Below are 25,667 nucleotides of genomic sequence, written 5' to 3'. Positions count from 1 at the left end.
TAGCCCAATCGCGACCGCCGTATAGGTCGGATTTCGAGCACCGCATCAATGCCGTGACGACCGTGAGGTTGAGCCTGGAGATCCCTATTCAGCGGGCCGCCGGAGATGAGACGCTCGACCGACCGGTCATAGCCGAACTAGATTCGACGTCGAATTAGCGGAGTGGGCCGTCACGACCTGTCCCCGTGAGGCAGAAGTCGACCCGGGAATTCGCTATGCCGCCACAAATGTCAGGTTTGCCAGTGGTAGCAGCCGTTACGCAGGCCGGTCGCCCTCGACGATCAGCTTTGTGTCTTATCATTGTGAAGCGAGACGGGATATACGCTCAAAGACAGGGGGCGACAACAGTTTTGGGGAGGTCTTTTTGCTCAAGCCGGAACTACATCACTTCGAACGTGCTGCTCGCGAAGTTGCGAAGCACGGCGATAACGACACACTGCCATTTGACATCGATGTTCGATTCTGCGGCGACGAGGCCGAAGCGCTTGCTTCCATCGCCCACGGTTTCTACTCGGAACTTCGCGACAGCGATTCGGCCAAGGACAATTACGAGCGAATTGCGGAGCTAAACGTCCATAGTGAGCGACTCTTGGCACCCTCCGGCCCGGCCGGGTTTCGGGTTGTGACAAAGATTCACCTGTTCTGGAACATCTACCTAAACGGACTGGCCATCGCCATAGCGGAGGCGCTTGAACAACAGCGGTCCCCCAATGTCCACTCCTACCGATTCTTACCGACTGGAGACGAGCAACTGTTCGACGAGAACAGATCATGGCGCGCCTTCAAGGAAGCCACAGCTGTTCAAGCAAGCGCGGCAGGTGATGCGGCGGTTGTCGTTCAAACCGACATATCGAGCTTCTACGAGCACGTCTCTCACCATTACATCGAGAACCTGATCAACGGTCTCGGCGGCGACGCCGTGCCAGTCTCGAAACAGGTCAACGCTCTTCTCAGCAAACTCTTTGCAGGGCGCTCGTTCGGTCTGCCGGTCGGTGGCCAAGGAGCACGGATCCTTGCAGAGCTCTTCCTGAATCAAGTGGATGCCGCACTTACAGCTCGCGGATTGCACTGGAGCCGCTATGTTGACGACTATGTGTTGATTGCGGACAACACTTCTGGGGCATACCGGGCGCTTGGCATTCTTGCGCAAGGGCTGATGGATTACGGCTTGAGTTTGAACAAGTCCAAAACCGTATTCTTGTCCTCGAAGCACTATAGAGACTACGTTGCGTCGCAACTTGGCGGCGACGATATCGAGGCTGCCAAACTCCGAAGCATCGACCTCAAGTTCGACCCGTACTCCGACAACGCCGAGGAAGACTACGAGTCGCTCGTGGAGACCGTCGAGACACTTCACGTGCGCCAGCTTTTGAATCGTGAATTGGAAAAGGCTCTGCCGGACTCCTTCCTGGTGACCCAAATCGGTCGGACAATACGGCTTCATGAGCCGACCGTCGCACTTGAAATCGCGGCGACGCTGCTGAAACAGCGGAATCTCCACGCCTTCCGTTCTTCGTTCTCCACCATCATGCGGGGCATCGCGAACCTACGAAGCGACGCTAGATTTTCCGGAATTCACGGACAGCTCGACCATTTTCTCGATGAAGTCCCCGTCCACTCGGCGCATCTGCTGCAAGCCGACACCAGTCGGCTCCATTACTTGCGCTGCTTGCGTTTCCAAAGTACGCCCGCCCGTGTGCAGCTTGTGCGCCAGCTTTTCGATACAACGCAACTGGATACGGTACGGCGCGCTTGCATCGATTGTTGGCGTGGCTGGCGCGACGCTGTCGCGTTCAACTCCCTGCGCAATCGCTGGCAGCAAATGAGTCCGGAATGTCAGCGGCTCTATTGGCTGACATCCTTTGCATTCGCTGATGAGGGAGACAAGGCTCGGCAGCAGGTGAAGCGTGCGGCGAGCCAATCATGGGCGCTTGGGATAGAGCTCCCTTTCGACGAAGCTAAAGACAAAATGAAGCTTAGCAAGCTGCCGCGCGGCGCGGAGCCACGGTTTTCGACCGTGTTCATGAACTGGGCCAAAGAGATAAGCGATGCAGTTTGACCCACGCACCGTTGCCCGCGAAATCCCGGGCGTATTTGATGAGGTGTTTCCACAATTGACGCCGAGTATCGTCGCGCACCTAAACAATTCGGCGCTCACAGTCCAGGTACAGCCACTCCGGCCGGAACTCCTGCTTCTGTCGACGATGCAGCGCGCAATGCTCTTCGAGCTCGGCTACACGGTGGGAGAAACGCTACTTGAGGGAGAAGCGAGCATCGACTGGCTAAGCTGCTTCGCTGAAACGCTCCGGCGGCAGCGTGCGTATTTCGATGCGAAGCTGCCTGATCAACTAACCGCATGGGACCAAGCTTTAGCCGAGACGGTCGGCAGGAACCTCGCCAACTCGATGACAGAGATGAGCCGCGCGAGCGCGCATCCCGTCGTCATCCGCCCGCGAATTCCGGGCCTTGAATGGATTGCCAGTGGCTACGGAGACTTCGCCATCGGAAGTACGCTTGTAGAGGTGAAGTGCAGCGTCAAACGCTTCTCTTCCGCAGATTATCGCCAAGTGGCCATCTATTGGCTCTTGAGCTACGCGGCGTCCGTTGAGGGGCATGAAGCCGAGTGGAAAAACTTTGTGCTACTCAATCCGAGGAGAGGCGAGAAGGTCTCGATGAAATTTAATACTTTCTTGTCCATTATTAGCGGCGGCCGCACCAAGGTCGACATCCTTCTACTGTTCCAGACCCTTGTGGGGTCGCGCCTCGCGCGTTGAAGTAAGATCCCGCATCTTTGTCTCCCAATTGGCACTGACACTGAATGAACCCATCTCGGACATTGGCTATCACTGCGCTGAGCGCCTGCTCATGCTCGCACACCGGTCACGCTCGTCGGGGCATCGAGTATCCGGCTGCGAACAAACAGATGGGATGACACTTGCTCGTCGGACTCGCGATCCAAGTTGCTTCGTCAGCCGATCAGAAGTCGCACCAGTCGGCGTACGGTAGCTCGCCTTCGAGCTTGGGAGCGTCGTCTACGAACAGTTCCCGGTACACCGCAGGCGAGTGATCCATGATTCGCCGTTGATCGCGACTTCCAACGCTCAAAATCAGTTGTGCGGTTTCATGAAAGTTCTCGCGCAGATCAAAAGTCTCGCCGGGCAATATCCGAGCGTTCGGCCATCCGATCGTTCAGACAAGTATCGGTACCATGAGTAGCCGAGACCCTCTATTGGGTGCTTACCGTGACCGCGCATGTGCGGCAATCACATCCGGGATCGCGGCACGCAGCGCCCAGTGGTGTGCCGTGAGGTTCCCTTCGTTTCTTGGTTCTCCCAGCAGTACATACTCGCGTTGGTCACCTCGAATGTCGCCGCGCGTTATTTTTCTGAATGATGCCGTCACATGCGGCCGCGTGCGCCGGTTCATGAGATCGCGAATGGCGAACCCGTGCATCGGTTGAGCTGATGCGTCGATGCGACCGTAATACCTGCGGTCGCAGCCATTTTGATATGCGGTATCCCCTTCTTCGACCTTGACGACGAAGATCGATCCGCCGCCAGCCGCGATGTACGTGATAGTGAAACAGCGCAGCACTGGGTCTGTGTTGGAGACGATGATCTCCCTGAGCCGATCTTGCGTCATGCGCGCGTCTTGCACTGGCGAGATGTCGCCAGCATGGGACTTGCCGTCGCGTCGAATTTCGCCGAGGCCGTATATCAGCGCGCCACCCCCCGCATTGGCGAATGCTGTAACGTCTGCGATCAAATCCATTCGCGCCCGATCATTCATGTTGTCGAGTTTGGCTCCAGCTTTGAACTCGAGGCTAACTGACTCGGTCGCGACGTCTCGAATAGCCTGAATATCTTCAATTGTTTCGTACACGCTGCGTCCCCTTGATTGTTAGCCGCGCCTCGCAATGACACGTTGAGCACTCGTGCTACCTCATCCTCGACGTCCCTTGAACGACTTACAGCAAAAATCCATTTCGCGAACGCGAACCGCTGGAAATGGCCGGTTTTCCTCGTCACTGACCAGCAATGTGGCAATCTGTCTGCGCCGCGATAGACTTTCCATTCAGGTATTAATGAGAATCCTGCAGATTTGTCATTTACCGCGGCAGAACTAGAGGGGTATTTCACTTTCCTTGGCACATGCTGACCACTCGGTGCCACTCTTCCCAAAAACGCCTTCAATCCGACGATGCACTTTTCACTAATTGTGGCGCCCTAGAGCTTTTGTCGGGTGCCACAATTAGTGAAAAGTGTGTCAGGTAAGTGAAACTGCTGACACGGTTCTTGGGAAAACCCGGACGGCGGTTTCTATCCGCCGTGAGGTTAATGTCCGCGACTGCCGCTGATCGACCCGGAGCGGCCGCTCGGACGTTTACAACCGCAACGGCCCCTTCCGAAGTACAACGGCCGTTCCTTTCTCCGCTTCGTGAGGCGAGTGTTCGGTCTTTGCCGACGTTCTTCGATCGCCGCTGAAACGGGCGACCAACGTGCGAGACCAGCCGTTCATACCGAGGTGCAAAAGACGGCGACTCCGCTCGACGATCGGCGGGATAAATCGGACCTTTGTAGACATTCGAAGTATGCCAGCGCTAAGTCAACCTCCGATACTCCGATTCAGGGGGTTTCAATAGCGCATTGCGTTAGACTCTAAAATCCCTCTTGGGGGTGATTCAAGTGGAAAATCCAATATAGAATGTCAATTGAAGAGCAGTACTAACAGCCTAATACGATGCTGGATCCCTTATTTACGCGGAAATTACTGATTACCTATCACAATGCGCATCGAGAAAATATATATCAGCCAGTATCGACAGCTCAGCGACGTCAACATTGCTTTCGATAACACTGTCGGCGAGGGCTTCCTGCAAGATGTCTACGGCAATCTTGGGATCTCTTTGTTCGCAGGTCCGAATGGCTCGGGAAAAACTGCGCTTCTGTCGTTCATCGCACAGATTTTCCATCGAATCGAGCGTGAACCGGAGCTTCTCCCGCCAGCTTTCAGCCTTGGGTATTCTTTCGAAGACAAATGCGGACAAACACTTAAATGTTCAATTTCGAAGGAGGCTCCATTCGATGGCGTTAGACTCGTAGTTGACGGCTTCGTTAATGGGATATTACGAAAAAATTTCCGAGGGGAACCGATCGAGGACTCGGGAGATCTAGATTATGACGACGTATCACACTATCTTCCTGGTAATATAATTATATCTGCTTTCTCGCTTCACGGCGAATATCCCAGTCCCCGCAGTCATAATTGGATAGGCGATAGACGCCTCGACATATATGATACAAAAAATCTGTATGGTAACAACCATTTCTTATTTCCGTCATTCTCTAGCTCCATCAGTAAACTTCTTCAGCTAACTCGATCCAATAATCCTGCCATTGAGACACTCGAATCCTTGATTGGTGGAAGATTCACGGGCAAGGTAAGAACCGCCGACCGCGTGTGGGGCGGCGACTCCAATTGGGTTTATTTTTCGGACGAAATCCTAGAAAGAGAAAAGGGCGAGGAGATATATATCAATGATTTTGAGCTCGAAACCTCGATTGGCTCGCTAACACTGGGTAACATGAGCTCAGGGCAGAAGATGCTCTTCGTGCGCCTGCTGTCGATATTGGGCACTATCCATGACAACTCTTTCGTCATCATCGAAGAGCCAGAGATCCATTTAGACAACAATTGGTCCAAGCAACTGATAAGCCTCTTGTTAGCATTTTTTAACACGTATAAGGCGCACTTACTTATTGCGACGCATTCTTTCTCGCTTCTAAATTCTGTTCCAAAAAAATGGATTTTTTTTGCGAATCAGGGGCATTTCGCCAATCCATCACACACTGTTTTTCTTGCGAATGAGGCGTGGATAACGAACACACTCTTCTCACCCAAGCCACATGCAGTCGAAGAGCAAGTCTTGCGCTACGCCACTCAAGCGACTGCGTCACAGTTAGAAACGATTTTTAACGAGTTGGGAGAATCGAGCGCAAAATATGCGGTGTTTCAACAGCTTTTGAAGAAGAAAAAATGAAGAAAGTCTTAAATGAGAAAAACGCGGCTGCGTTGCAAAAGCTAGGCGATTATTTGGTCGCCCCCCTTGTCGCACTCCTTGGGTCCGCAAAACGGGAAGCGACGACATTAACGAACTGTTACGCATTCAAGACGTTGCCGCCAGAGAAGGCCAAAGTCGTATCCATTGCATTAAAACAGGTTGTCGCGAAAAACAATTTTACGTTGGAAGATGCTTGTAACGTGGTTCTTCGCGATTCGAGCGTTGCGGAAATGGGAGCGCTGGGTGTTACATTTCATTATCAAGCTTATCAGTTGAGCCGGGGGAACTATTCGCTCCCGGTCGTGAAGCTTAAGAATAGCGTGAAGATGCTGTTCGCGGATTATCTTTATGGTGTTCTTTTTGACAACGCTGAAATTTGGAGGGCATTGACGCTTCCGCAGTTGAGGCGAGAATCATTTCACGACAACTTCAGAATTGACAATGACCATCCCGCAGCATGTCCGTACTGCGATCTTGATACTATTAATTCGCGAGGAAGCGTGAAGGTAGAACATTTCCTTCCGAAAAGTAAATTCCCGCTTTTGTCTGTTCATCCTTTGAATTTGTTGAGCGCTTGCGAGTCATGCAATTCGGGAGGTTTTGGAAAAGGTTCCAGGGTGGCTAATGAACTTGTATGTCCATATTTTGAGGCGATCTCAGACTCTGTGATTTTCGATTTTGATCAGATCAGTAAAACTATGGAGATAGATGCCCACTACGGCAAGGCGGAAGTCACTGGATTTCTAAACCTTCTGAATTTGAAGTTGCGTTATCGGGAATCGAACGTCGGAATACAGTTTTATCGCCGCATGGATGCGTTTATTTCTGCCATGATTTCTTGCAAACCGGGTGATGAGTTGGAAATTCGACGATACCTCGAGAAATCTCAGGCCGGCGCCCCATTAACGGTGGCTCTGTGTTATTGGCTAGAAAACATATATATTCCGGCGCAAAGTCTCAGTATCACATAATGATACTATGGTGTTTGCCTCGCTGAACGTCAGTTGGGAAGCTAACTGGCAAAGATGAATAGCGAGTTAGGCTTTGCATTTGTCATGCGCATTTAATAACACTACACCACGTCACCAAATGATTATCGACATTCCCACAGGCATCGAATTTCGGTCTATAGGAGTCGCTCTTTTGAATAACGCATGGGACACGGCCACCTCGTTGCTGATAGAGATTGATGACGCGGATTACTACGATGTCGATACTGATGAGATTAAAGAGGCATATTGGGGTGCCGCTCGCATACAATTGTCCACGGCATTGTCTGTTGCCCAGCAAGGAAGCGAATTCTTGCTGAAAGCGAAGATCGTAGAAGTTAGCCCTTATTTGCTATTGGCGGCACAACCTAGAGATTGGCCCAAAGGCTGCGCAGCAACGGATACTGCATTTTCAGAATTTCGGACGATAGATGCTCAGGATCTTGTTAAGGTCCACAATACGATTCGGACTGACAAGATCACTGAAACTTTTATTCAAAGGTTCGAGCACCTCAGAAAACAAAGAAACGCAATTATGCATAGCATAGACAAAAAACTGTCCGTGCATGTTTCTGATTTAATGCTTGCAGTCCTTCAAATCAACGCGGCACTAGGTTTGGAAAAAAATTGGGCGCGCGTACGACATGACTATTTGAAAACGGCGCCGCTTTCACAGATGCACTCCGAAGATTGGGCAGACTACCGACTCGTGAGGGAATTTTCCATAGTGGTCGATCTGCTGAAAGCAGATGCGCTTGAAGAATACTTTCTTTTTAATAGAAAGCAACGTCATTACATATGTCCCAATTGCTCGTATTCATTGGCGAGCGATGACAATATTGAACTGCGGACAGCGTTGCTTGCGCCAAATACGTCAGAGTCGACGTCCATCTGGTGTTTTGTTTGCGGTAGCACGGAGGATGTCGAGCGGAAGGCCTGCGCAGATTCTGGGTGCAAAGGTAACGTGTATTCAGAGCAGTGGGGGCGTTGTCTGACCTGCGGCTCGTAAAGAGTCCTTCGCAACTGTAATGGAATGTCCGGCCTACAAACGTCTGCATCGTTGAGCCCCGGAGAGCCGATTAACTACCACACTGTAAGCGCGGTCCTTATGTGACCCTTTGCTACGGGCACGAGCAAAGTTTAAAAGGAATGCGCGCTCGTCGCGGGTACACGCTTAGGACTGAGAGCGGTGTCTAGCGTCGAAAGATGAAAATTTCCCTTTTCGCCGCTCTGTCACGCTGACGCCACTGCTTGCTCCCCGTGTGCACAACTCTGCTGTCCACACCACAGGGGTGTGGACAGCCGCCCAAAGGGCGGTTCCAGAGTTGTACACACTTGAGGCTGACGCGCCGGCGCTGCCGGCTTGCCCAAATGAGAGATTCACAGCAAAACCAAGCGTTCTCTAAAGGGTTCAGCGATGTTTTGATTTTGCCCGCTAGCCGACGCTGCCGGTAGGCACGCCCAAGATGAGTATATTTATGGGGTGGTGTTCCAGATGCGCCGGTTGTTCGACGGGTTTTGCGGCACGACGTTCGCAAGCGAAAACGATTCGGCCATGCCTTTCTTGTCCCACCGGTCGCCAGCGGGACTCATGTGGCCGCGATCGAAGCCGCTTTGCTTGTAGTCCGAGAGCGTGGCGCTTTCGCCGGGCGGCAGTTTCTTATCGACGAAAAAGCGGTTTGTGCGCGTGTTGTCACGGGCGTCGTCGATGTGTTCCGGCGTGAGGTGTTCCGCCGACCACAAGGGGCCGTGGGTTATGCCGGAATGGAGGACGGCGAAATCGGAATAGCAAAGTTGCTGCGTGGACGCGCGCATCTTCGCGTTCACCACAATGGGCGTCTGGCCTCCAGGGCTGAATTGCGGACAGTCTGCAGCGAAAGCGGTCAGGGAAAACGCGCAGCCGAGCGCGGCCAGGAAGAGCGGAAAGCGAGTTATGAAACGTGCTGTAAAGCGCGCTTTGAACTGCGGGAAGCGGATTTGCATGCGAAAGGCGAGGGTGGTCGTTTGGTCGAGGCGGCAGTATAAGCGCACGCGTCCGGGCGGCGGCTGCACGTAAGCACAAAAGCACTCCGCCCCGATCAACGCCAGCACGCGATAAAATTCCCCCGCCGCGGCATCGCGGCTCAAGCGCCCGAGCGTGTCGGCCCTTCCTGTTCTTATCTGCGAGTTTGCGCGCCCATGACTTTGATCAGCCGCATGTTTTGCGCTGTTTTAGCTTCGCTCTCATTGGTTGCATCGCCTGTTTTTGCGGATGACTCAAGTGCGCCCGCCGCTTCGGCGACTGCCCTGTCCGCCGCCCCTTCAGCCGCCGATAACGACGGCCCTGTCTACGGTCCCGAGTTGCAGGGTTTCGACTATCCGTATCCGGTCGGCAGGTTTGCGTTGTCATCGCAGCGGCAGATCGTGCGCATGGCGTATATGGACGTGGCGTCGAAGAATCCGAACGGCCGGACTGTCGTCCTGCTTCACGGCAAGAACTTCTGTGCGGCGACGTGGAAGGAGAGCATCGATGTATTGACCAGCGCGGGTTATCGCGTGATTGCGCCCGATCAGATCGGCTTTTGCAAATCCACGAAGCCAACGCGTTATCAATACACGTTCCAGCAACTCGCCCGCAATACGCATGCGCTGCTCGAGGCGCTCGGCGTGAAAAAGGCGACGCTCGTCGCGCATTCCACGGGCGGGATGATCGCCGTGCGATACGCGCTGATGTACCCGCAGGACACCGAGCAGCTTGTGCTGGTGAACCCGATTGGCCTTGAAGACTGGAAGGCGAAGGGTGTGCCGTCCATTTCCCTCGATGACTGGTACACGCGCGAGTTGAAGACCACCGCCGACGGCATTCGCAAGTACGAACAGTCCACGTATTACGCGGGTCACTGGGACGCGCGCTATGAGCCGTGGGTGCAGATGCTGGCCGGGATGTATCGCGGGCCGGGGAAAGATCTCGTGGCGTGGAATTCTGCGTTGCTGTACGACATGATCTACACGCAGCCGGTGGTCTATGAGTTCGGGCAGATCCGGACGCCGACGTTGCTGCTTATTGGCGATAAGGATACAACCGCGATCGGCAAGGATCTCGCGCCGCCGGATATCCGGCCGACGCTCGGGCGATATCCCGAGTTGGCGAAACAGGCAGCGGCGGCTATTGCCGGGGCGAAGCTCGTTGAGTTTCCGGAACTCGGACACGCGCCGCAGATGCAGGATCCGCGCGCGTTCCATCACGCCTTGCTCGAAGGGCTTGCGTCCGTAGGCGCCAAAAGCAACTGAACCAGATCCGCACCCGGCGCGGCGTGCGCAGGTTGATGCAACGCGCGCCGCCGTGCGCCGCATCAACCTGCCTGTGAATACCCATTGAAGCGATCGGCAATTTAGCCTACCGTGCACCAGACGGGGGCGTCGCGTGGACGACGCTTCGCGCCAGCGAAATCCCGCCGCACTCATTTGAAGCAGCGCATTCGCCTAACTCGCCAAAACAATGAGTAAAAACAAGTATTAAAAAATGGCACGGCTGTTGCTTTATTGAGGATACTGAAACTACCCAACGCGTCGGACAAGGCGTGGCCGGGCGACGGGCAATTGTGTGTCGCCTTCATCCACCCATAGCGGCATTCGCGCCGCGACCAGAAAAGGACGCACAGATGCAGATCTACGACGAAATGCGTCACGAAGAAACCGTGCGGGCGCACTACGCACGGTTCTCCCGGTGGCTTTCCACGCAAAGCCCTGAAACCATCGCGCGCAAACGTGCGGAAGCCGACCTGCTGTTCCGGCGCGTGGGTATCACGTTCGCCGTGAACGGCGACTTGTCCGGCACCGAGCGCCTGATTCCCTTCGACATGATTCCGCGCATCATTCCCGGCGACGAATGGCGCAAGCTCGAAGCTGGCCTCAGGCAGCGCGTGCGGGCGCTGAACATGTTCATCCGCGATATTTATCACGATCATGACATTGTCCGCGCCGGCAAGATTCCGGCGGAACAGGTGTATACGAACGCGCAGTATCGGCCGGAAATGCAGGGCGTGGACGTGCCGCTGGACGTCTATGCGCACGTGGCCGGCGTCGATGTGGTCCGCGCCGGAAATGCGGGCGAGTTCTACGTGCTGGAAGACAACTTGCGCGTGCCGTCGGGTGTGTCGTACATGCTGGAAAACCGCAAGATGATGATGCGGCTCTTCCCCGAATTGTTCGTGCAGAACCGCATCGCGCCGGTCGCGCATTATCCGGATTTGCTGCTCGAAACGCTGCGCTCGATTGCGCCGGCCGGCGTGGACGACCCCAACGTGGTCGTGCTGACGCCGGGCATGTACAACTCGGCGTACTTCGAGCACTCGTTCCTCGCGCAGCAAATGGGCGTGGAACTGGTCGAGGGCAAGGATCTTTTCGTCGATGAGAACTACGTCTTCATGCGCACCACGCAGGGACCAAAGCGCGTGGATGTGATTTACCGGCGGCTCGATGACGACTTCATGGACCCGCTCGCGTTCCGCACGGATTCGGCGCTCGGCGTGCCGGGCCTCTTGACTTCGTACCGCGCGGGACGTGTCGCGCTGGCGAACGCGATGGGCACCGGCATTGCCGACGATAAATCCATCTATCCGTTCGTGCCGGACATGATCGAGTTCTATCTCGGCGAGACGCCAATCCTGAACAACGTGCCGACCTATCAATGCCGCAGGCCCGAGGACCTCGCGTACACGCTGGCGCATTTGCCGGAACTGGTCGTGAAGGAAGTTCACGGCGCGGGCGGTTACGGCATGCTGGTCGGGCCGGCATCGACAAAAGCCGAGATCGAGGCATTCCGGGAACGCCTGATTGCGCGGCCCGATGGGTATATTGCCCAGCCCACGCTCGCGCTGTCCGCGTGCCCGACCTTCGTGGAGTCGGGCATCGCGCCGCGCCACATCGACTTGCGGCCGTTTGTATTGTCCGGCAAGGAAGTGACCATGGCGGCTGGCGGCCTGACACGCGTGGCCTTGAAGGAGGGTTCGCTCGTCGTGAATTCGTCGCAGGGCGGCGGCACGAAAGATACCTGGATGGTGGATTAAGCCGCCACGGCGAAACTACCCGCACGGCTACGGCCTCACGCGTTGCGCTGCTTTTCGGCGCTGCATAACAACGGAACGCCATCATGATGCTAAGCCGTACAGCCGATCACCTTTTCTGGATGGCCCGCTACATGGAGCGGGCTGAAAACACGGCGCGCATGCTCGACATCAACCTGAAGGGCATGCTGCTGCCGCAGACGCCCGAACAGATTGCGCGCGCGCAGCGGTCGGTGCTGCGTATTTCGGAGCTCGAATCATTTTTTGAAGAGCGGTTTCCCGGTTCCGATTCACTTGAAGACATGCTGCACTTCATGGTCGCCGATTCGGGCAATCCGTCGAGCATCATCTCCTGTCTGCACGCAACCCGTGAAAACGCGCGCGCGGTGCGCGGGACGCTGACCACGGAAGCCTGGGAAACCATCAACTTCACGTGGCTTGAGTTTGGCGAAAAGCTCGCGGCCGGCGAACTCGAAAACAGTCCCGATACGCTTTTCGAGTGGGTCAAGTACCGCTCGAACCTGTGCCGTGGCGTGATGGTCGGCACGGCGCTTCACGACGACGCGTTCTGGTTCATCCAGCTTGGCATGTACCTGGAGCGCGCGGATAACACCGCGCGCATTCTGGACGTGCGTTTTGCCGATGCGGAACCCAACTCGCGCGAAGCGGCGCGTCAACTGGAAGACTTCTATTACTGGACATCGATATTGAGTTCGGTGTCGGCGCTGGAGATCTACCGGAAGGTGTATCGCGATGTGGTGACGCCTTCGCGCGTGGTGGAATTGCTGATTCTCAACGCGCAGATGCCGCGTTCGTTGCTGGCGTCGCTGGACGGCGTTTGCGAAACGCTCGACAAGCTGCGCACGAACGCGTCGAATGACTGCGAGCGCTTTGCCGGCAAGCTGCGCGCGGACGTGCTGTACACGGATATCCGCCAGATCCTTGAAACGGGTGTGCACGCCTATCTGACGCAATTCCTGAAGCGGGTCGACGAACTGGGCGTACGCGTGATGCGCACGTTCCTCATGTTGCCTCTCGCCTGAACGCATCCGCACTGGAAACACTGGGAAACATCATGCTTCTGACCATTCGGCATCACACGAGCTACCGCTACGCCGTGCCCGTGCAGTATTCCATCCAGCAACTGCGCATGACGCCGGCCAACGGCTCCGCGCAGATGGTGCGCCGCTGGCATATCGATACCGTCGGCAAGCTCGATGTCACGCGCGACGCCTACGCCAACACCTTGCATACGCTCGTGCTGACCAGGCCGCACACGGAGATCCATCTGTCGGTGACGGGCCAGGTCGAAACCACCTTGCTCGATGGCGGCCGGCTCCACGACGGCCCGGGCCGGATTCCGCTGCAGCACTACACCTGTCACACCGCATTGACCGAGGCCGATACATCCATCCGGGAACTCGCGCATTCCGTGCCGAAGATCGATTCGCCCGCGGCGCTGATTGCGCTGGCCGAGAACATAGAGGGGAAGGTGCAGTTCAAGGCGGGCGTGACGGGCGTGACGAGCACCGCTGCCGAAGCGCTGAAACTCGGCAACGGCGTGTGCCAGGATCATGCGCATCTGATGCTGGCGTGCTGCCGCTCGCGAGGCGTGCCGGCACGGTATGTGAGCGGTTATATCGATCCAGGCGATGTCCCGCATGCCGCGAGCCACGCATGGGTGGACGTGTGGCTCGACGATGGTTGGGTATCGGTGGATGTGACGCATGCTGCGTTTGCCAGCGGCCGCTACTGCAGGCTTGCCGTCGCGCGCGACTACGAAGCCGCTGCGCCGGTGCGGGGTTCACGGGTTGGTGGCAAGGAAGAACGCATGAGCGTGGATGTGTCGGTGCAGGCAATGGCCGATCAGTGACGTGCTTCTTTCGGCTCAAGTACGCGCCGCATTTGCCGATATGTTAAAAGTAAATGAACGGTGAGTTTGAGTACATGTTTTTCAGCACCTTTCTGGCCCGGTCCTGCGGGAGCGCGCTTACAATACTGGTTTGCTTCTTTCAGGAATTCGACGCATGACTTATTGCGTGGCAATGCGCGTTGAAGAGGGACTGGTTTTCCTGTCCGATACACGCACGAACGCCGGGGTCGACCACGTGAGCGCGGCCCGCAAGATGGCGGTCTTCGAGCAGCCCGGCGAGCGCGTTCTCGTGCTGCTCGCCGCGGGCAACCTGGCCTTGACGCAGGCCGTCATGCAGTTGCTGTCGGAACCCGCGCCCGAGGACAAACTCACGCTCTACAACGCGCCGTCCATGGCGGACGCGGCCCGGCTGGTGGGCGAAGCGGTGCGCGAAGTGCACCGGCGAGACGCCGCGACGCTGGCGGAATTCAGTGTCGACTTCAATTGCAGTTTCATTCTTGGCGGCCAGATTCGCGGCGCGAACACGCGCTTGTTCATGATCTATTCGGCAGGCAATTTTGTCGAAGCGTCGCTGGTGAGTCCGTATTTCCAGATCGGCGAGTCGAAGTACGGCAAACCGATTATCGATCGCGTGATCACGCCCGCCACGCCGCTTGACGAAGTTGCGAAGTGCGCGCTGGTTTCCATGGATTCCACGCTGCGTTCCAATTTGTCCGTGGGACTGCCGCTCGACCTGCTCGTCTACGAGAAAGACTCGCTGAGGGTTACGCGCTTCTCCACGCTCGATCACGACAACCAGTATTTCCAGATGATCCATCGTACGTGGGGCGAGCGGTTGCGGCAGATCTTCGGCGAGATTCCGAATCCTACGTGGGCCGATCCCGCGAATGTGCCGCTGCGGGCACGTGAAACGATATCGAGCGTGCCGCGCGTGGTGCACGGCGACGCGTTGACGCAGCCGGCTGCATCGGCGCCGCCGTTCCAGACGCTGATGCAGCCGGATACGGGGCGATCGCAGCAGTAGGTTTCCCCGAGGGAAGCCGAACGAAATCAGCAACGCAAAAGCCCGCTGTCGAAAGACAGCGGGCTTTTTTTGTGTGCGGCCGTCATGGCTGATCGGTCAGCCATAAAAAAACAGCCATCGACGGAAGCCGATGGCTGTTTTTGAACCGAAGCCGAAACGAGCGCGCCGGCTTTGTTGAACCCGCGCGCCGGATCTGACTTTAGAACTTGTGACGGATACCGACGATCACGAGTTCCTGGTTGCTCGTACCCGCGAAGCCATACGAACCGATCGAAGCTTGTGCAGCCTGATCGACGCGAACCGTCTGGCCTGCTGCGTTCGTCGTGTACGTAGCTTGCGTGCCGCTTGCGTGCTGATAAGCCGCCACAGCGTACAGGTCCGTACGCTTGGACACCGAGTAGTCCGCGCCCAGCGAAGCCTGGTGGTACTTGGCCGACGTATCGCCGCTTGCCTTCTCGTACGTGTAGCCTGCGCCCAACAGCAGGGCCGGCGTAGCCTGGAAGTTCACGAACGCGTTGCCAATGTTGTACTTCTGCGTTTCCGTGTAAGCCGAGAAACCATCCGGCTTGAACTGCGCATTGCTGTACGACGCGCCGACCGTTACCGGGCCGATTGCGTACTGGGCAGCAGCGCGAGCAATACCGATCGAGTGAGCCGTGGTGTAGCCGTTGTTGATCGGGCCATCGAACAGCGAATCCGACGACGGGCTGTTCCATGCCGGTCCGCGGCCAGCGCTCGGGTTGCTCGAGTAGAAGTAACCCGCAGCCAAGCCCAACGGGCCGTTGTTATACGCAACGGCGCCCGACCACGTCTGGCCTTGGCCCGTCGTGCCAGCCAGGTTGCTGAAGCCGTACAAACCTTCGACTTGCAGGCCGGCCCAGTTCGGGGACACGTACTTCACAGCGTTCGACACACGCAGGCTGTTGTCGTAGTTGTCCACGTCGCCCGGGGTTGCGAAAGCTGAACCAAAGTAGTTGTCAGCCGTGATGCCTTGCACCATGTCGACCAGCGGGTCGTATTGACGACCGATCGTGACCGTGCCGTACTGATCAGCGGTCAAACCGACGAACGCCTGACGACCAAATTCGCGGCCGCCTTGGCCCAGACGGCCGGTGCCGATGTCAAAGCCGTTTTCCAACTGGAAAATCGCCTTCAGGCCGCCGCCCAGGTCTTCTTGACCCTTCAAGCCCCAACGATCGCCCGACAGGTTGCCGTTGATCATGCCAACCAGCTTCTCGTTGCCTTGTGCGTTGTGCACGTAGCCGATGCCGGCGTCGATCACGCCATACAGCGTCACGCTATTTTGCGCTTGGGCTGCGCCGGCTGCGCCGAGCAGTGCCAGCGAAAGGGAAGTCAGTGCGATACGTTTCATCGAGTTCTCCACGCGAAGATTTAAATTCGTTGTTGCCGGCGCAGAGAATAACGCAGCGTTACAAAAGTGAAGAACCAGAAAATTAAACATGTCTCGAAAATCAGACACTTTGCGAGCTATGCAGGAGGAAGCCTTGTAGTCAAGCCTGTCAAGGGTTTAGAGCGGTATTCATCTATTGAAATGTGCACGACCGGGTCCGCGAATGAAAGTTCCCGTTAATGAACTTTCATTGGAAGATGCATCCGAACTTTATTAGTTTTTTACTAATTCGGCGTTATAGCAACGCGTTATGGAGGATTACCAAACCGGGTGTGTTATTGACTGCCCGCGCAATGGGCTTTGCGGGCCAGGCGCACTGGCCGAGCACCTGTACGACCCAACCTAATCCATGCGCGGCGGCTGGTCCCGCCCTGATAAAAGCGCGAGTGCAAGACCGGCGCCGCCAGCCAGCAACACGGCACTCCATGGATGGCGCCGCACCAGATCGTTTGCCTGCACAGCCTTTTTCCCGCAACCGAGCATGGCCTGGGCCGTTGCCTTCGTGGCGGTCGTTTCGGCCCGAGCCAGTTTCCGGCTGACCGCGAGCGCGGTACTGATTGCGGATACTTTTTTCCGCGCCTGTTGAGTCAGCTTTTGTGAGCGCTCGGTGCGTTGTTCTATCGAGGTGCGCGCCGATCCGGGTACGGGCGGGGACACACGGGTTGCAACGGAGATATCGGCGGGGCGCCCGGCAACAGTCGATCCGGCGAGCATTGACCCGATCTTGGCGCGGCTTCCAGGCGGCACGCGCCCGCTTTGTTGGCCCCATGCCCCGCGCGGGTCGTGCAGGCGAGCCCGCGCGGCTGAGAATTCCGCGCCAAGCAGCAACACCGCCGCCGAGAAATACAGCCACATCAGCAGTACCGCGAGAGAGCCCGCGGCGCCGAATGAATTGGCCGTGCCCGCGTGCGTCAGGTAGAACGCAAACAGCTTCTTGCCGACGGAGAACAGGATGGCCGCGACGACGCCGCCCACCAGCGCGTCACGCCATTGCACGCGGGCATCGGGCAGGAATTTCAGCAGTGCGCCAAACGCCAGGGACAGTATGACGAGGCCTACGGCAAGCTGAACCAGGTCGCCGATTATCACGAACGACGAATCGCCCCACAGCCATTTGCCGATAGCCTGGATAGCGGTATCGAGCACGAGCGAGACGATCAGGAGGAAAGCCACGCCCAGCACGAGGCCAAACGAAATCAACCGGACCCGCACCATGGCGAAAACGCTCGATTTTTGCTCGCCGGTAAGCGGCCAGACAAGGTTCAGCGCGGTATTGAGCGATGAAAATGTAGCCGATGCACCCACGGCAAGCAATACGAAGGAAATGATCGCCGCTATTCCGGTACCGCCGCTGCGATGCGCATTTTCGACAATGCTTTGCACGCTCGCCGCCGCCTGATCGCCGAGCATGCCGTTGACCTGGTGGAACAACTGGCCGCGCGCCGCTTCCGCCCCGAACACCCACCCCGCCACCGCGATTACCATGACCAGCGTGGGTGCGAGCGAAAATGCGGAGTAGAACGCGATGCTTGCAGCCATTGCCGCGCATCGGTTCTCGCCAAATTTCTTAAGCGCGCCCATGACCCAGGACGCATCCTTCTTCACTACAGCCTGGATTTTCTCGGTGGACAACGTGCTCATGGCAGCCTCGAATTCATTTGACGATGTGATCTGACGGTTTGTAATGCCTCAGAGCACATTGCGTTCCACCGGTTGATCAGCGGACGTGCGCCGTCGCTGAGGTGGCCTGTGAAGCATCCGTCAGAAGAACACGCGTTGCAATAGGCAAACGGACGCATCGGCCATTCGGACGAGTCTTTGGCCAGTTTCGACGTAAACAGGAAACGTATGAGTCTGTCGCGGTGGGCCGACCGTCGGTTTGTAGCCGATTCGTCTCCCGTTTCACGCGCGCAGCGTGAAGCCGTCGAGATAGGCCGATGGATCCTGCCCGTCCCATTCGCGACCATCGATCAGACGATCGGCACGGATTTCTTGCGGCACGTGAACGTCCATCAAGGCCGCCGCCTCGCGATACAGCGCCGTCTGGCAGAGCGCGGCGGCGATGGCCGCGTCGTCGTGATCGCCCGCAAGCATGGCCCAGCGGCGAAATTGCGTGAAGAACCAGAGACCATCGGAGGCGCGCGGATAATTCACGGCCCCATCGTTGAAAAAGCTGACGCCTGGAGGCTGCGTTGGGAATTGCGCTGCATCGTACTGACCAAGCAGCCGTTGCGCGATCAATTCCTGTGGCGCGCCGACCACTTCGGGCGCGGCAAGCCACGCCGATATATCGGTTCGATGCGCGGCGTCGTCGAGCCATCGGCAGGCTTCCAGCATGGTCTGGATCAACGCACGCGATGTATCCGGATAGCGGGCCACAAAGTCGCGGCGGCTCGCGAGCACTTTCTCCGGATGTTCCGGCCAGACCTGGCTCGTGACCGCGACCGTTTTGCCCGCGCCGCGCGCGTCAGCCACCGCGTTCCACGGTTCGCCTACACAGAGGCCGTCGAGTTCGCCTTCTATCAATGCATCGACCATTTGCGGCGGCGGGATCACAACGCTGCGAATATCGCGCAATGGATGCACGTCTTGAGACGCAAGCCAGTAGTACAGCCACATTGCGTGCGTGCCGGTCGGAAAAGTCTGTGCGAACACAGGACGGCGGCCAAGCGTGGCAAGCGCGTCTTTCAGGTTGCCGAGCTGTTCCAATGCTTGAGCGAGCCTGTTCGATAACGTGATCGCCTGGCCGTTGCGGTTGAGCACCATGAGCACGGCCATGTCGCCCTGCGGCCCGCCGATACCCATCTGCACGCCGCACACGAGACCATAGAGCGCGTGAGCGGCGTCTATCTCGCCCGACAGCAGCTTGTCGCGCACCGCCGCCCACGACGGCTGCCTGCACAGTTCGAGCGTCAGCCCGTGACGATGACCGAACTCGAGGACCTTCGCGGCGACGAGCGGCGCGGCGTCGCTCAGCGCTACGAAGCCGAGGCGGATATGGGTCTTCTCGGGCTTGCCAGTGGAAGAAGAGGGCGAGGAAGTGTTCATGTCGTGCGGGCTACCCTAGTAAATCAGCCATCGATACCAACTGCCGGGCCACTTCAGCAAGCTTCATCCCGTGGTCCATTGCGCGTTTGCGAAGCAGCGCGTATGCGTCCTGCTCGGACATCTTGCGCCGGTCCATCAAGAGCCGCTTGGCCCGGTCGATGTGCTTGCGATCCGCGAGTTCCGTTTCGGCGTCGGCGAGGCGGCGGCGCAACTGCACTTCGCGCGCGAAGCGCGCAAGCGCCACTTCGAGAATGGGCGCAAGCCGTCCGGCTTCGAGCCCTTCTACAAGGTATGCGCTGACGCCGGCGCCGACTGCGTCGCGGATCAGTTGCTGGTCGGCGTCGTTGCTGAACATGAGGACCGGGCGCGGCGCGGTCTCGTTCATCACGGCGAGCTGTTCGAGCGTGTCGCGCGAAGGCGATTCCGTATCGATGATCACCACATCCGGGCGCTGCTCTTCCACCACTCGCGGCAGCGCAGCCGGCGTCGCGACTTCGGCGAGCATGTCGTAGCCAAGGCGTGCAAGCGCCTGGCGCAGATCGCCGATGGGTTTGTCGGTGTCGGTGACGAGAAGCACGCGAAGCATGGGGCGAGTGCCGGTATTTTTGTTCACGGACAGCGCAGGCACTTCATGGGCGGACCCATCCGGTCAGGCGGCGCGCTGGGCGTCAAAGGGTTCTTGGTTGACCTGGTGAATGGGTGCCGGTTGCGCGACCCATTGCATGGCTTCGCCAATCGCCGGCCCTATGAGGATCACGGCAGGACTGCCGAGGCCGGCATCGGTTGCGTCGATAGCCAGCCGGTCGAGCGTTCCGAGCCATCTGCGCTCAGCCGGCGTGCCCGCCCATTGAACGACGGCCGCGGGCGTGCAGGCGGGCAGCGCGCTCATGAGCGACGTGCAAAGGCGCTCGATGCGCGTCATGCCCATATAGATGACGAGCGTGGTGCCGGTTGCCGCCAGCGCGGACCAGTCCGGTTCGCCATGATCCTGCTTGTGGGCGGTGATGAAGGTTACGCCCTGGCAATGCTCGCGATGCGTAAGCGACACACCCAGGCTCGCCGCGGCCGCGAAGCCCGACGAGATTCCATTGACGATATCGACAGGAATCCCCGCACGGCGCAACGCAGCGAGTTCTTCTCCTGCGCGGCCGAACAACAGTGCCTCGCCACCTTTCACGCGGACCACGTGCAGGCCCTTGAGCGCATAGCGCTGCATCAGCCGCTCGATAAAAGCCTGGGGCGTCGACTTGCATCCGCCGCGCTTGCCCACGCGAATCACGCGTGCGCGCGGTGCGAGCGACACGATCCCGGGATTCGCAAGATCGTCGAGCAGGACGATGTCGGCGAGTGCGAGCGCCTTCGCTGCCTTGATCGTCAGCAGGTCGAGGTCTCCCGGGCCTGCGCTTAGCAAAGTAACCTTGCCGGTAGTCATGATGGATGATGTCCTTTAGCGGCGTTCCAAAACAAAACGGCATCCGCTCGTGCTCGTGCACGAAGGGACGCCGTTGTCCTGGATCGCCGATGCGCATGTCCGTTCAAAGGACATGCACAAGAAAGTCAGCGCGCGACGTCGTTGTCAGGCGCTGCTATCCAAATGCAATATCCAGGCCAGAGGTTGATCGCGACGCATGTGTGCCTGCGGTGCGTGCTTGCCCGCTTGTGCATCGTTAAATGGCCGCACGCGCACAGTGCTGCGGCGCACCGTAGCTGTGCTTTGGTGCATCAAAAGGCATCGGCGTTAATTGCCAAATTTCCTTCGGAATCCCGGAAAGCCTTGTCATACGGCGCGTTGCTTCGCATGGCATACGCCTTGCATTTGACGTTGCCTGCGGATCAACGGCGATCCGGTCTCCTTGCCTCAAGCACCACCTTATTGCAGCGGCCCTAACGGGCTTCCTGGACAACGGCGTCCCCTGATTCAGTCAAGCGACTGGAATCACGGGACGCCTTTTTGTTTTTGTGGAAACGGCCATGTCAGATAAAGCAACGCGGATCGATCTCTTCAGTTTTCGCACGGCGCCAATGCGCGCATTCCACCTCACGTGGATGGCGTTCTTCGTGTGTTTCTTTGCATGGTTCGCCTGCGCGCCGCTGATGCCGTTGATCCAGCGCCAGTTCGGTCTTTCGATCGATCAGGTCGCGAACATCAACATTGCGGCGGTCGCGGCGACGATCGTGGTGCGGCTGATCATCGGTCCCATGTGCGATCGATACGGCCCGCGCAAGGTCTACACGGCGCTGCTCGTTCTGGGCGCATTTCCCGTGCTCGGCGCGGCGCTCTCGGGCGGCTATACGAGCTTCCTGCTGGCACGGTTGGGCATTGGCGCCGTGGGCGCGAGCTTCGTGATCACGCAGTACCACACGTCGGTCATGTTCGCGCCGAACGTGGTCGGAACCGCCAACGCCACGAGCGCTGGCTGGGGCAACGCGGGTGCAGGCGCAGCGCAGGCGCTCGTGCCGCTGCTGCTGGCGGCAATGCTCGCACTGGGCGCAAGCGATGCATCGGCGTGGCGCTACGCACTCGTGGTGCCGGCTCTCGCCATGCCGCTCATGGCGGTGTTTTATTGGCGCCTGACGCAAGACTGCCCGCAAGGAAACTTCGCGCAATTGCGTGCGCAGGGCGTAGCCATCGATGGCGGCAAGAAAGGCGGCTGGGCGAGCTTTCGCGCGGCCTGCGCGAACTATCGCGTATGGATGCTGTTCGTGACTTACGCCGCATGCTTCGGCGTGGAAGTGTTCATTCATAACATCGCCGCGATCTACTACGTCAATCATTTCCATCTCTCGTTGAAAACCGCGGGTCTCGCAGCAGGCAGCTTCGGCTTGCTGGCGCTGTTCGCGCGCGCGTTGGGAGGCTGGCTGTCAGACAAATTCGCGGCTCGCCGCGGACTCGACGTGCGCTCGACCTTGTTGTTCGCGCTGATCGCGGGCGAAGGTCTTGGCCTGTACTGGTTTTCGCATGAAACCAGCGTCGGCCTGGCCGTGGTCGCCATGCTCTGCTTTGGCCTCTTCACGCATATGGCGTGCGGCGCGACGTATGCGCTGGTGCCGTTCATCGACCGCAAGGCGCTTGGCGGCGTGGCGGGGATTATCGGTGCGGGCGGAAACGTGGGCGCGGTGGCCGCGGGCTTTTTGATGAAAGGCCTGGGCAACGTTCAGCAAACCTTGGCGACGCTTGGCGTGCTGGTCTCGATCTCCGCGTTGTGCGCGCTGGCCGTGCGCTTTAGCACCGAGCACAAGGCACGCGAGGACGAATTGCGCGCGCATGCATTGGGCATCAACAACCGCATTGCAAACTGAGAGCACTCAGATCATGAAAATCGTAGTCATCGGTCATGGAATGGTGGGCCACAAGCTGCTCGAATGCCTCGCTGAAACAGCCGGACATGGGCTCGATATCACCGTGTTGTGCGAGGAGCCGCGGCCCGCATACGACCGGGTGCATCTGTCGGAATTTTTCTCCGGCAAGACGGCGCATGATCTGTCGCTCGTAGAGGCGGGATTCTTCGAGCGCGAGAACGTACGGCTGGAACTCAATGCAAAGGCGGTATCGATAGATCGCGCCGCGCGCACCGTGACGGTATCGAGCGGGGAAGTCCTGAGCTACGACAAGCTCGTGCTCGCGACGGGTTCGTATCCGTTCGTGCCGCCGGTGTCAGGCAGCGATCGTGACGACTGCTTTGTGTACCGGACGATTGAAGATCTGGAGGCGATGAAGGCATGCGGCGCACGCTCGAAGACCGGCACGGTCGTGGGCGGTGGCTTGCTCGGACTCGAATGCGCGAAGGCGCTGCGCGATCTCGGATTGCAGACGCATGTGGTTGAATTTGCGCCGCGCCTGATGGCCGTGCAGGTCGACGACGGCGGCGCGCGCGTGCTGCGCAACAAGATCGAGGCGCTGGGCGTGACGGTCCATACGCACAAGAATACGGTCGCTATCACGGATGGCGAAGCGGGTACGCACCGCATGCAATTCTCCGATGACACGCATCTCGATACCGACATGATCGTGTTCTCCGCGGGCATTCGTCCGCGCGATGAAATCGCCCGCACAAGCGGTCTGGAAGTGGGGGCGCGCGGCGGTATCGTGATTGACGACAACTGCATGACCAGCGACGAAAACATCTACGCCATTGGCGAATGCGCGTTGTGGCAAGGACAGATATTCGGTCTTGTTGCGCCGGGTTACGACATGGCTCGCGTGGTCGCCAGGCAATTGCTCGGCGAACAGCACGCGTTCGCGGGCGCGGACATGAGCACCAAATTGAAGCTGATGGGCGTGGACGTGGCGAGCATTGGCGACGCACATGGCAAGACGCCGGGAAGCCGCGCGTATCAGTTCAGCGACGAACGCAAGCAGGTCTACAAGAAGATCGTGGTGTCCGATTGTGGCAGGTTCCTGCTTGGCGGCGTGATGGTCGGCGACGCGAACGAATACGGCACGTTGCTGCAAATGATGCTGAACCGCATCGAGTTGCCGGCGTCGCCGGAATTCCTGATTCTTCCTTCGTCCGATGGTCAACAGAAACCCGCGCTTGGTGTCGACGCGCTGCCTGCATCTGCGCAAATCTGCTCGTGCAACGATGTATCGAAGGGACGGATTTGCGAGGCTGTATCTGCGGGCGCAATGAGCATTGGTGCGTTGAAATCGGCGACCAAAGCAGGCACTTCATGCGGCGGATGCGTGTCGCTTGTCACGCAGGTGATGAAGGCGGAGATGAAAAAGCAGGGGCTCGCGGTCAACAATCATGTGTGCGAGCACTTTGCGTTTTCGCGTCAGGAGCTTTATCACATGGTGCGCGTCGAGCGCATCAAAACCTTCGGCGAACTGCTTTCCAGGCATGGTCGCGGACTGGGCTGCGATATCTGCAAGCCGACGGTCAGCAGCATTCTTGCGTCGTGCTGGAACGAGTTCGTGCTGAAGAAGGAGCACGCAAGCCTGCAGGACTCGAACGACTACTACCTCGCCAACATTCAGCGCGACGGCACGTACTCCGTCGTGCCGCGCATGGCCGGCGGCGAGGTGACGCCCGATGGCCTGATCGCAGTCGGACAGGTGGCGAAGAAGTATGGGCTTTACACCAAGGTGACAGGCGGCGCGCGTGTCGATTTGTTCGGCGCGCGTGTCGAGCAATTGCCGTTCATCTGGGAAGAACTGATCGCGGCCGGATTCGAATCGGGTCACGCGTATGGCAAGGCGGTGCGCACGGTCAAGTCGTGCGTCGGCTCCACATGGTGCCGCTTCGGCGTGGGCGATTCAGTCGGCCTCGCGATCGATATCGAAAACCGCTACAAAGGCTTGCGCGCTCCGCACAAGATCAAGTTCGGCGTTTCCGGATGCACGCGCGAATGCGCGGAAGCGCAGGGCAAGGATGTCGGCATCATCGCGACCGAGAAGGGCTGGAATCTTTACGTATGCGGTAACGGCGGCATGAAACCGCGCCACGCTGAATTGCTTGCATCCGATCTGGATGCGGTGACGCTCGTGAAATATATCGACCGCTTCTTGATGTTCTATGTCCGCACTGCTGACCGCTTGCAGCGCACGAGCGTATGGCGCGACAACCTGGAGGGCGGCCTCGACTATCTGATCGATGTCGTCGTACGCGACAAACTGGGTCTCGCCGCCGAGCTCGAAGCCGAGATGCAGCACGTCGCCGACACCTACGAATGCGAGTGGAAGAAAGCCGTCACCGATCCTGAAACCCGCAAGCGTTTCCGTCACTTCGTGAACAGCGACGCGTCGGACAACAACGTGAGTTTTGTCGAGGAACGCGGGCAGATTCGTCCTGCCACGCCCGCCGAGCGCAAATTGATCGGCATTCCTGTGATGGTTGAAACTGTTTGATGGAGCGTCCCATGAACATCGATCGAATCCCGGCTGCATGGGTTCCTGTGTGTGCGCTCAGCGACATCCTGCCGAACACCGGCGTGTGTGCGCTGGTCAACGGCGTGCAGGTCGCGGTCTTCCATCTCGCCGATGACGGCGGCCGCGTCTTTGCCATCGACAACTTTGATCCGGGCTCGCAAGCCTCCGTGCTCTCACGCGGGTTGATCGGCAATCTGGGCGAGCGCATTGTGGTTGCATCGCTCATCTACAAGCATCACTTCGATCTGCGCACAGGCGAATGTCTCGAGATCCCGGAGAACTCGGTCAACGCATTTGCCGCGCGCGTCGAAGACGGACATGTATGGGTCGCCGCTTGAAAACAATCC

19 protein-coding genes and 1 pseudogene are annotated in these 25,667 nt (G+C 58.2%); 13 read left to right on the top strand and 7 right to left on the bottom strand.

All coding sequences use genetic code 11. The annotated features are described in order from the left end of the window. Window positions 1-364: 364 nt before the first annotated feature. Both ACRWA7_RS11920 and ACRWA7_RS11915 read left to right on the top strand, forming a co-directional pair. The gene (locus ACRWA7_RS11920; RefSeq protein WP_438391199.1) at window positions 365-2,059 is read left to right on the top strand and encodes an RNA-directed DNA polymerase; all 1,695 of its coding nucleotides are present in this window, start codon (window positions 365-367) and stop codon (window positions 2,057-2,059) included. Next, entirely contained in the window at window positions 2,049-2,774 is a 726-nt protein-coding gene (locus tag ACRWA7_RS11915) for a hypothetical protein (protein ID WP_438391198.1), read from the top strand. Before ACRWA7_RS11920 ends, ACRWA7_RS11915 begins: the two co-directional genes overlap by 11 nt. Before the next feature lie 463 nt (window positions 2,775-3,237). On the opposite strand, the gene ACRWA7_RS11910 is transcribed toward ACRWA7_RS11915, so the two are convergent. Then, the gene (locus tag ACRWA7_RS11910; protein WP_438391197.1) at window positions 3,238-3,882 is read right to left on the bottom strand and encodes an AlbA family DNA-binding domain-containing protein; all 645 of its coding nucleotides are present in this window, start codon (window positions 3,880-3,882) and stop codon (window positions 3,238-3,240) included. 904 nt (window positions 3,883-4,786) lie between these two features. Here ACRWA7_RS11910 and ACRWA7_RS11905 point away from each other — a divergent pair. The 3 genes from ACRWA7_RS11905 to ACRWA7_RS11895 all read left to right on the top strand — a co-directional run bounded on the left by ACRWA7_RS11905 (window position 4,787) and on the right by ACRWA7_RS11895 (window position 8,059). Further along, window positions 4,787-6,040: an AAA family ATPase gene (locus tag ACRWA7_RS11905; protein WP_438391196.1), complete on the top strand. Its 1,254-nt coding sequence runs from the start codon at window positions 4,787-4,789 to the stop codon at window positions 6,038-6,040. Next, complete coding sequence (locus ACRWA7_RS11900; RefSeq protein WP_438391195.1) at window positions 6,037-7,032, top strand: hypothetical protein; 996 nt, start codon at window positions 6,037-6,039, stop codon at window positions 7,030-7,032. The genes ACRWA7_RS11905 and ACRWA7_RS11900 overlap by 4 nt, the downstream gene beginning before the upstream one ends. A 118-nt stretch (window positions 7,033-7,150) precedes the next feature. Further along, window positions 7,151-8,059, top strand: coding sequence for a hypothetical protein (locus tag ACRWA7_RS11895; protein ID WP_438391194.1), 909 nt, complete (start codon window positions 7,151-7,153; stop codon window positions 8,057-8,059). 482 nt (window positions 8,060-8,541) lie between these two features. Here the strand turns inward: ACRWA7_RS11895 and ACRWA7_RS11890 are convergent. Continuing rightward, window positions 8,542-9,033, bottom strand: a pseudogene (locus tag ACRWA7_RS11890) (DNA/RNA non-specific endonuclease); the annotation flags it as partial. A gap of 213 nt (window positions 9,034-9,246) precedes the next feature. Between ACRWA7_RS11890 and ACRWA7_RS11885 the strand changes: the two are divergent. From ACRWA7_RS11885 to ACRWA7_RS11865, 5 genes are all read left to right on the top strand, one after another. After that, window positions 9,247-10,320 (top strand): alpha/beta fold hydrolase, encoded by a 1,074-nt coding sequence (locus tag ACRWA7_RS11885; protein WP_438392768.1) that lies wholly within the window; start codon window positions 9,247-9,249, stop codon window positions 10,318-10,320. A 371-nt stretch (window positions 10,321-10,691) separates the two neighbouring features. Next, window positions 10,692-12,098 carry a circularly permuted type 2 ATP-grasp protein gene (locus ACRWA7_RS11880; RefSeq protein WP_438391193.1) on the top strand — a complete coding sequence of 469 codons (1,407 nt, stop codon included), beginning with the start codon at window positions 10,692-10,694 and terminating at the stop codon, window positions 12,096-12,098. Between the two features lie 86 nt (window positions 12,099-12,184). Beyond that, on the top strand, window positions 12,185-13,138 hold the full coding sequence (locus ACRWA7_RS11875; protein ID WP_060818760.1) for an alpha-E domain-containing protein: 954 nt from the start codon (window positions 12,185-12,187) through the stop codon (window positions 13,136-13,138). Window positions 13,139-13,170: 32 nt separating this feature from the next. After that, the gene (locus tag ACRWA7_RS11870; protein WP_438391192.1) at window positions 13,171-13,968 is read left to right on the top strand and encodes a transglutaminase family protein; all 798 of its coding nucleotides are present in this window, start codon (window positions 13,171-13,173) and stop codon (window positions 13,966-13,968) included. Window positions 13,969-14,122: 154 nt separating this feature from the next. Further along, window positions 14,123-14,992: a peptidase gene (locus ACRWA7_RS11865; RefSeq protein ID WP_438391191.1), complete on the top strand. Its 870-nt coding sequence runs from the start codon at window positions 14,123-14,125 to the stop codon at window positions 14,990-14,992. Between the two features lie 199 nt (window positions 14,993-15,191). Here ACRWA7_RS11865 and ACRWA7_RS11860 read toward each other — a convergent pair whose 3' ends face one another. From ACRWA7_RS11860 to cobA, 5 genes are all read right to left on the bottom strand, one after another. Next, complete coding sequence (locus ACRWA7_RS11860; RefSeq protein ID WP_438391190.1) at window positions 15,192-16,364, bottom strand: porin; 1,173 nt, start codon at window positions 16,362-16,364, stop codon at window positions 15,192-15,194. Window positions 16,365-16,745: 381 nt separating this feature from the next. Beyond that, window positions 16,746-18,044, bottom strand: a complete 1,299-nt coding sequence (locus ACRWA7_RS11855) for a YihY/virulence factor BrkB family protein (RefSeq protein ID WP_438391189.1) — start codon at window positions 18,042-18,044, stop codon at window positions 16,746-16,748. Window positions 18,045-18,305: 261 nt separating this feature from the next. Beyond that, on the bottom strand, window positions 18,306-19,451 hold the full coding sequence (locus ACRWA7_RS11850; RefSeq protein WP_438391188.1) for a CmpA/NrtA family ABC transporter substrate-binding protein: 1,146 nt from the start codon (window positions 19,449-19,451) through the stop codon (window positions 18,306-18,308). 10 nt (window positions 19,452-19,461) lie between these two features. Continuing rightward, window positions 19,462-20,037, bottom strand: coding sequence for an ANTAR domain-containing response regulator (locus ACRWA7_RS11845; RefSeq protein WP_060818561.1), 576 nt, complete (start codon window positions 20,035-20,037; stop codon window positions 19,462-19,464). A gap of 63 nt (window positions 20,038-20,100) precedes the next feature. Continuing rightward, entirely contained in the window at window positions 20,101-20,886 is a 786-nt protein-coding gene (gene cobA, locus ACRWA7_RS11840) for a uroporphyrinogen-III C-methyltransferase (RefSeq protein ID WP_438392767.1), read from the bottom strand. A 536-nt stretch (window positions 20,887-21,422) separates the two neighbouring features. On the opposite strand from cobA, the gene ACRWA7_RS11835 reads away from it, so the two are divergent. Genes ACRWA7_RS11835 through nirD form a run of 3 tightly spaced genes read left to right on the top strand, consistent with a single transcriptional unit; the run spans window position 21,423 to window position 25,658 of the window. Further along, window positions 21,423-22,751 carry an MFS transporter gene (locus tag ACRWA7_RS11835; RefSeq protein ID WP_438391187.1) on the top strand — a complete coding sequence of 443 codons (1,329 nt, stop codon included), beginning with the start codon at window positions 21,423-21,425 and terminating at the stop codon, window positions 22,749-22,751. A 13-nt stretch (window positions 22,752-22,764) separates the two neighbouring features. Continuing rightward, complete coding sequence (nirB, locus tag ACRWA7_RS11830; protein ID WP_438391186.1) at window positions 22,765-25,299, top strand: nitrite reductase large subunit NirB; 2,535 nt, start codon at window positions 22,765-22,767, stop codon at window positions 25,297-25,299. Window positions 25,300-25,310: 11 nt separating this feature from the next. After that, entirely contained in the window at window positions 25,311-25,658 is a 348-nt protein-coding gene (gene nirD / locus ACRWA7_RS11825; RefSeq protein WP_438391185.1) for a nitrite reductase small subunit NirD, read from the top strand. Window positions 25,659-25,667: the final 9 nt, after the last annotated feature.

It is taken from the genome of Caballeronia sp. DA-9 (assembly GCF_051615025.1).
GTDB classification, from domain to species: Bacteria; Pseudomonadota; Gammaproteobacteria; order Burkholderiales; family Burkholderiaceae; genus Caballeronia; species Caballeronia sordidicola.
This window is presented reverse-complemented; position numbering and strand designations above follow the sequence as displayed.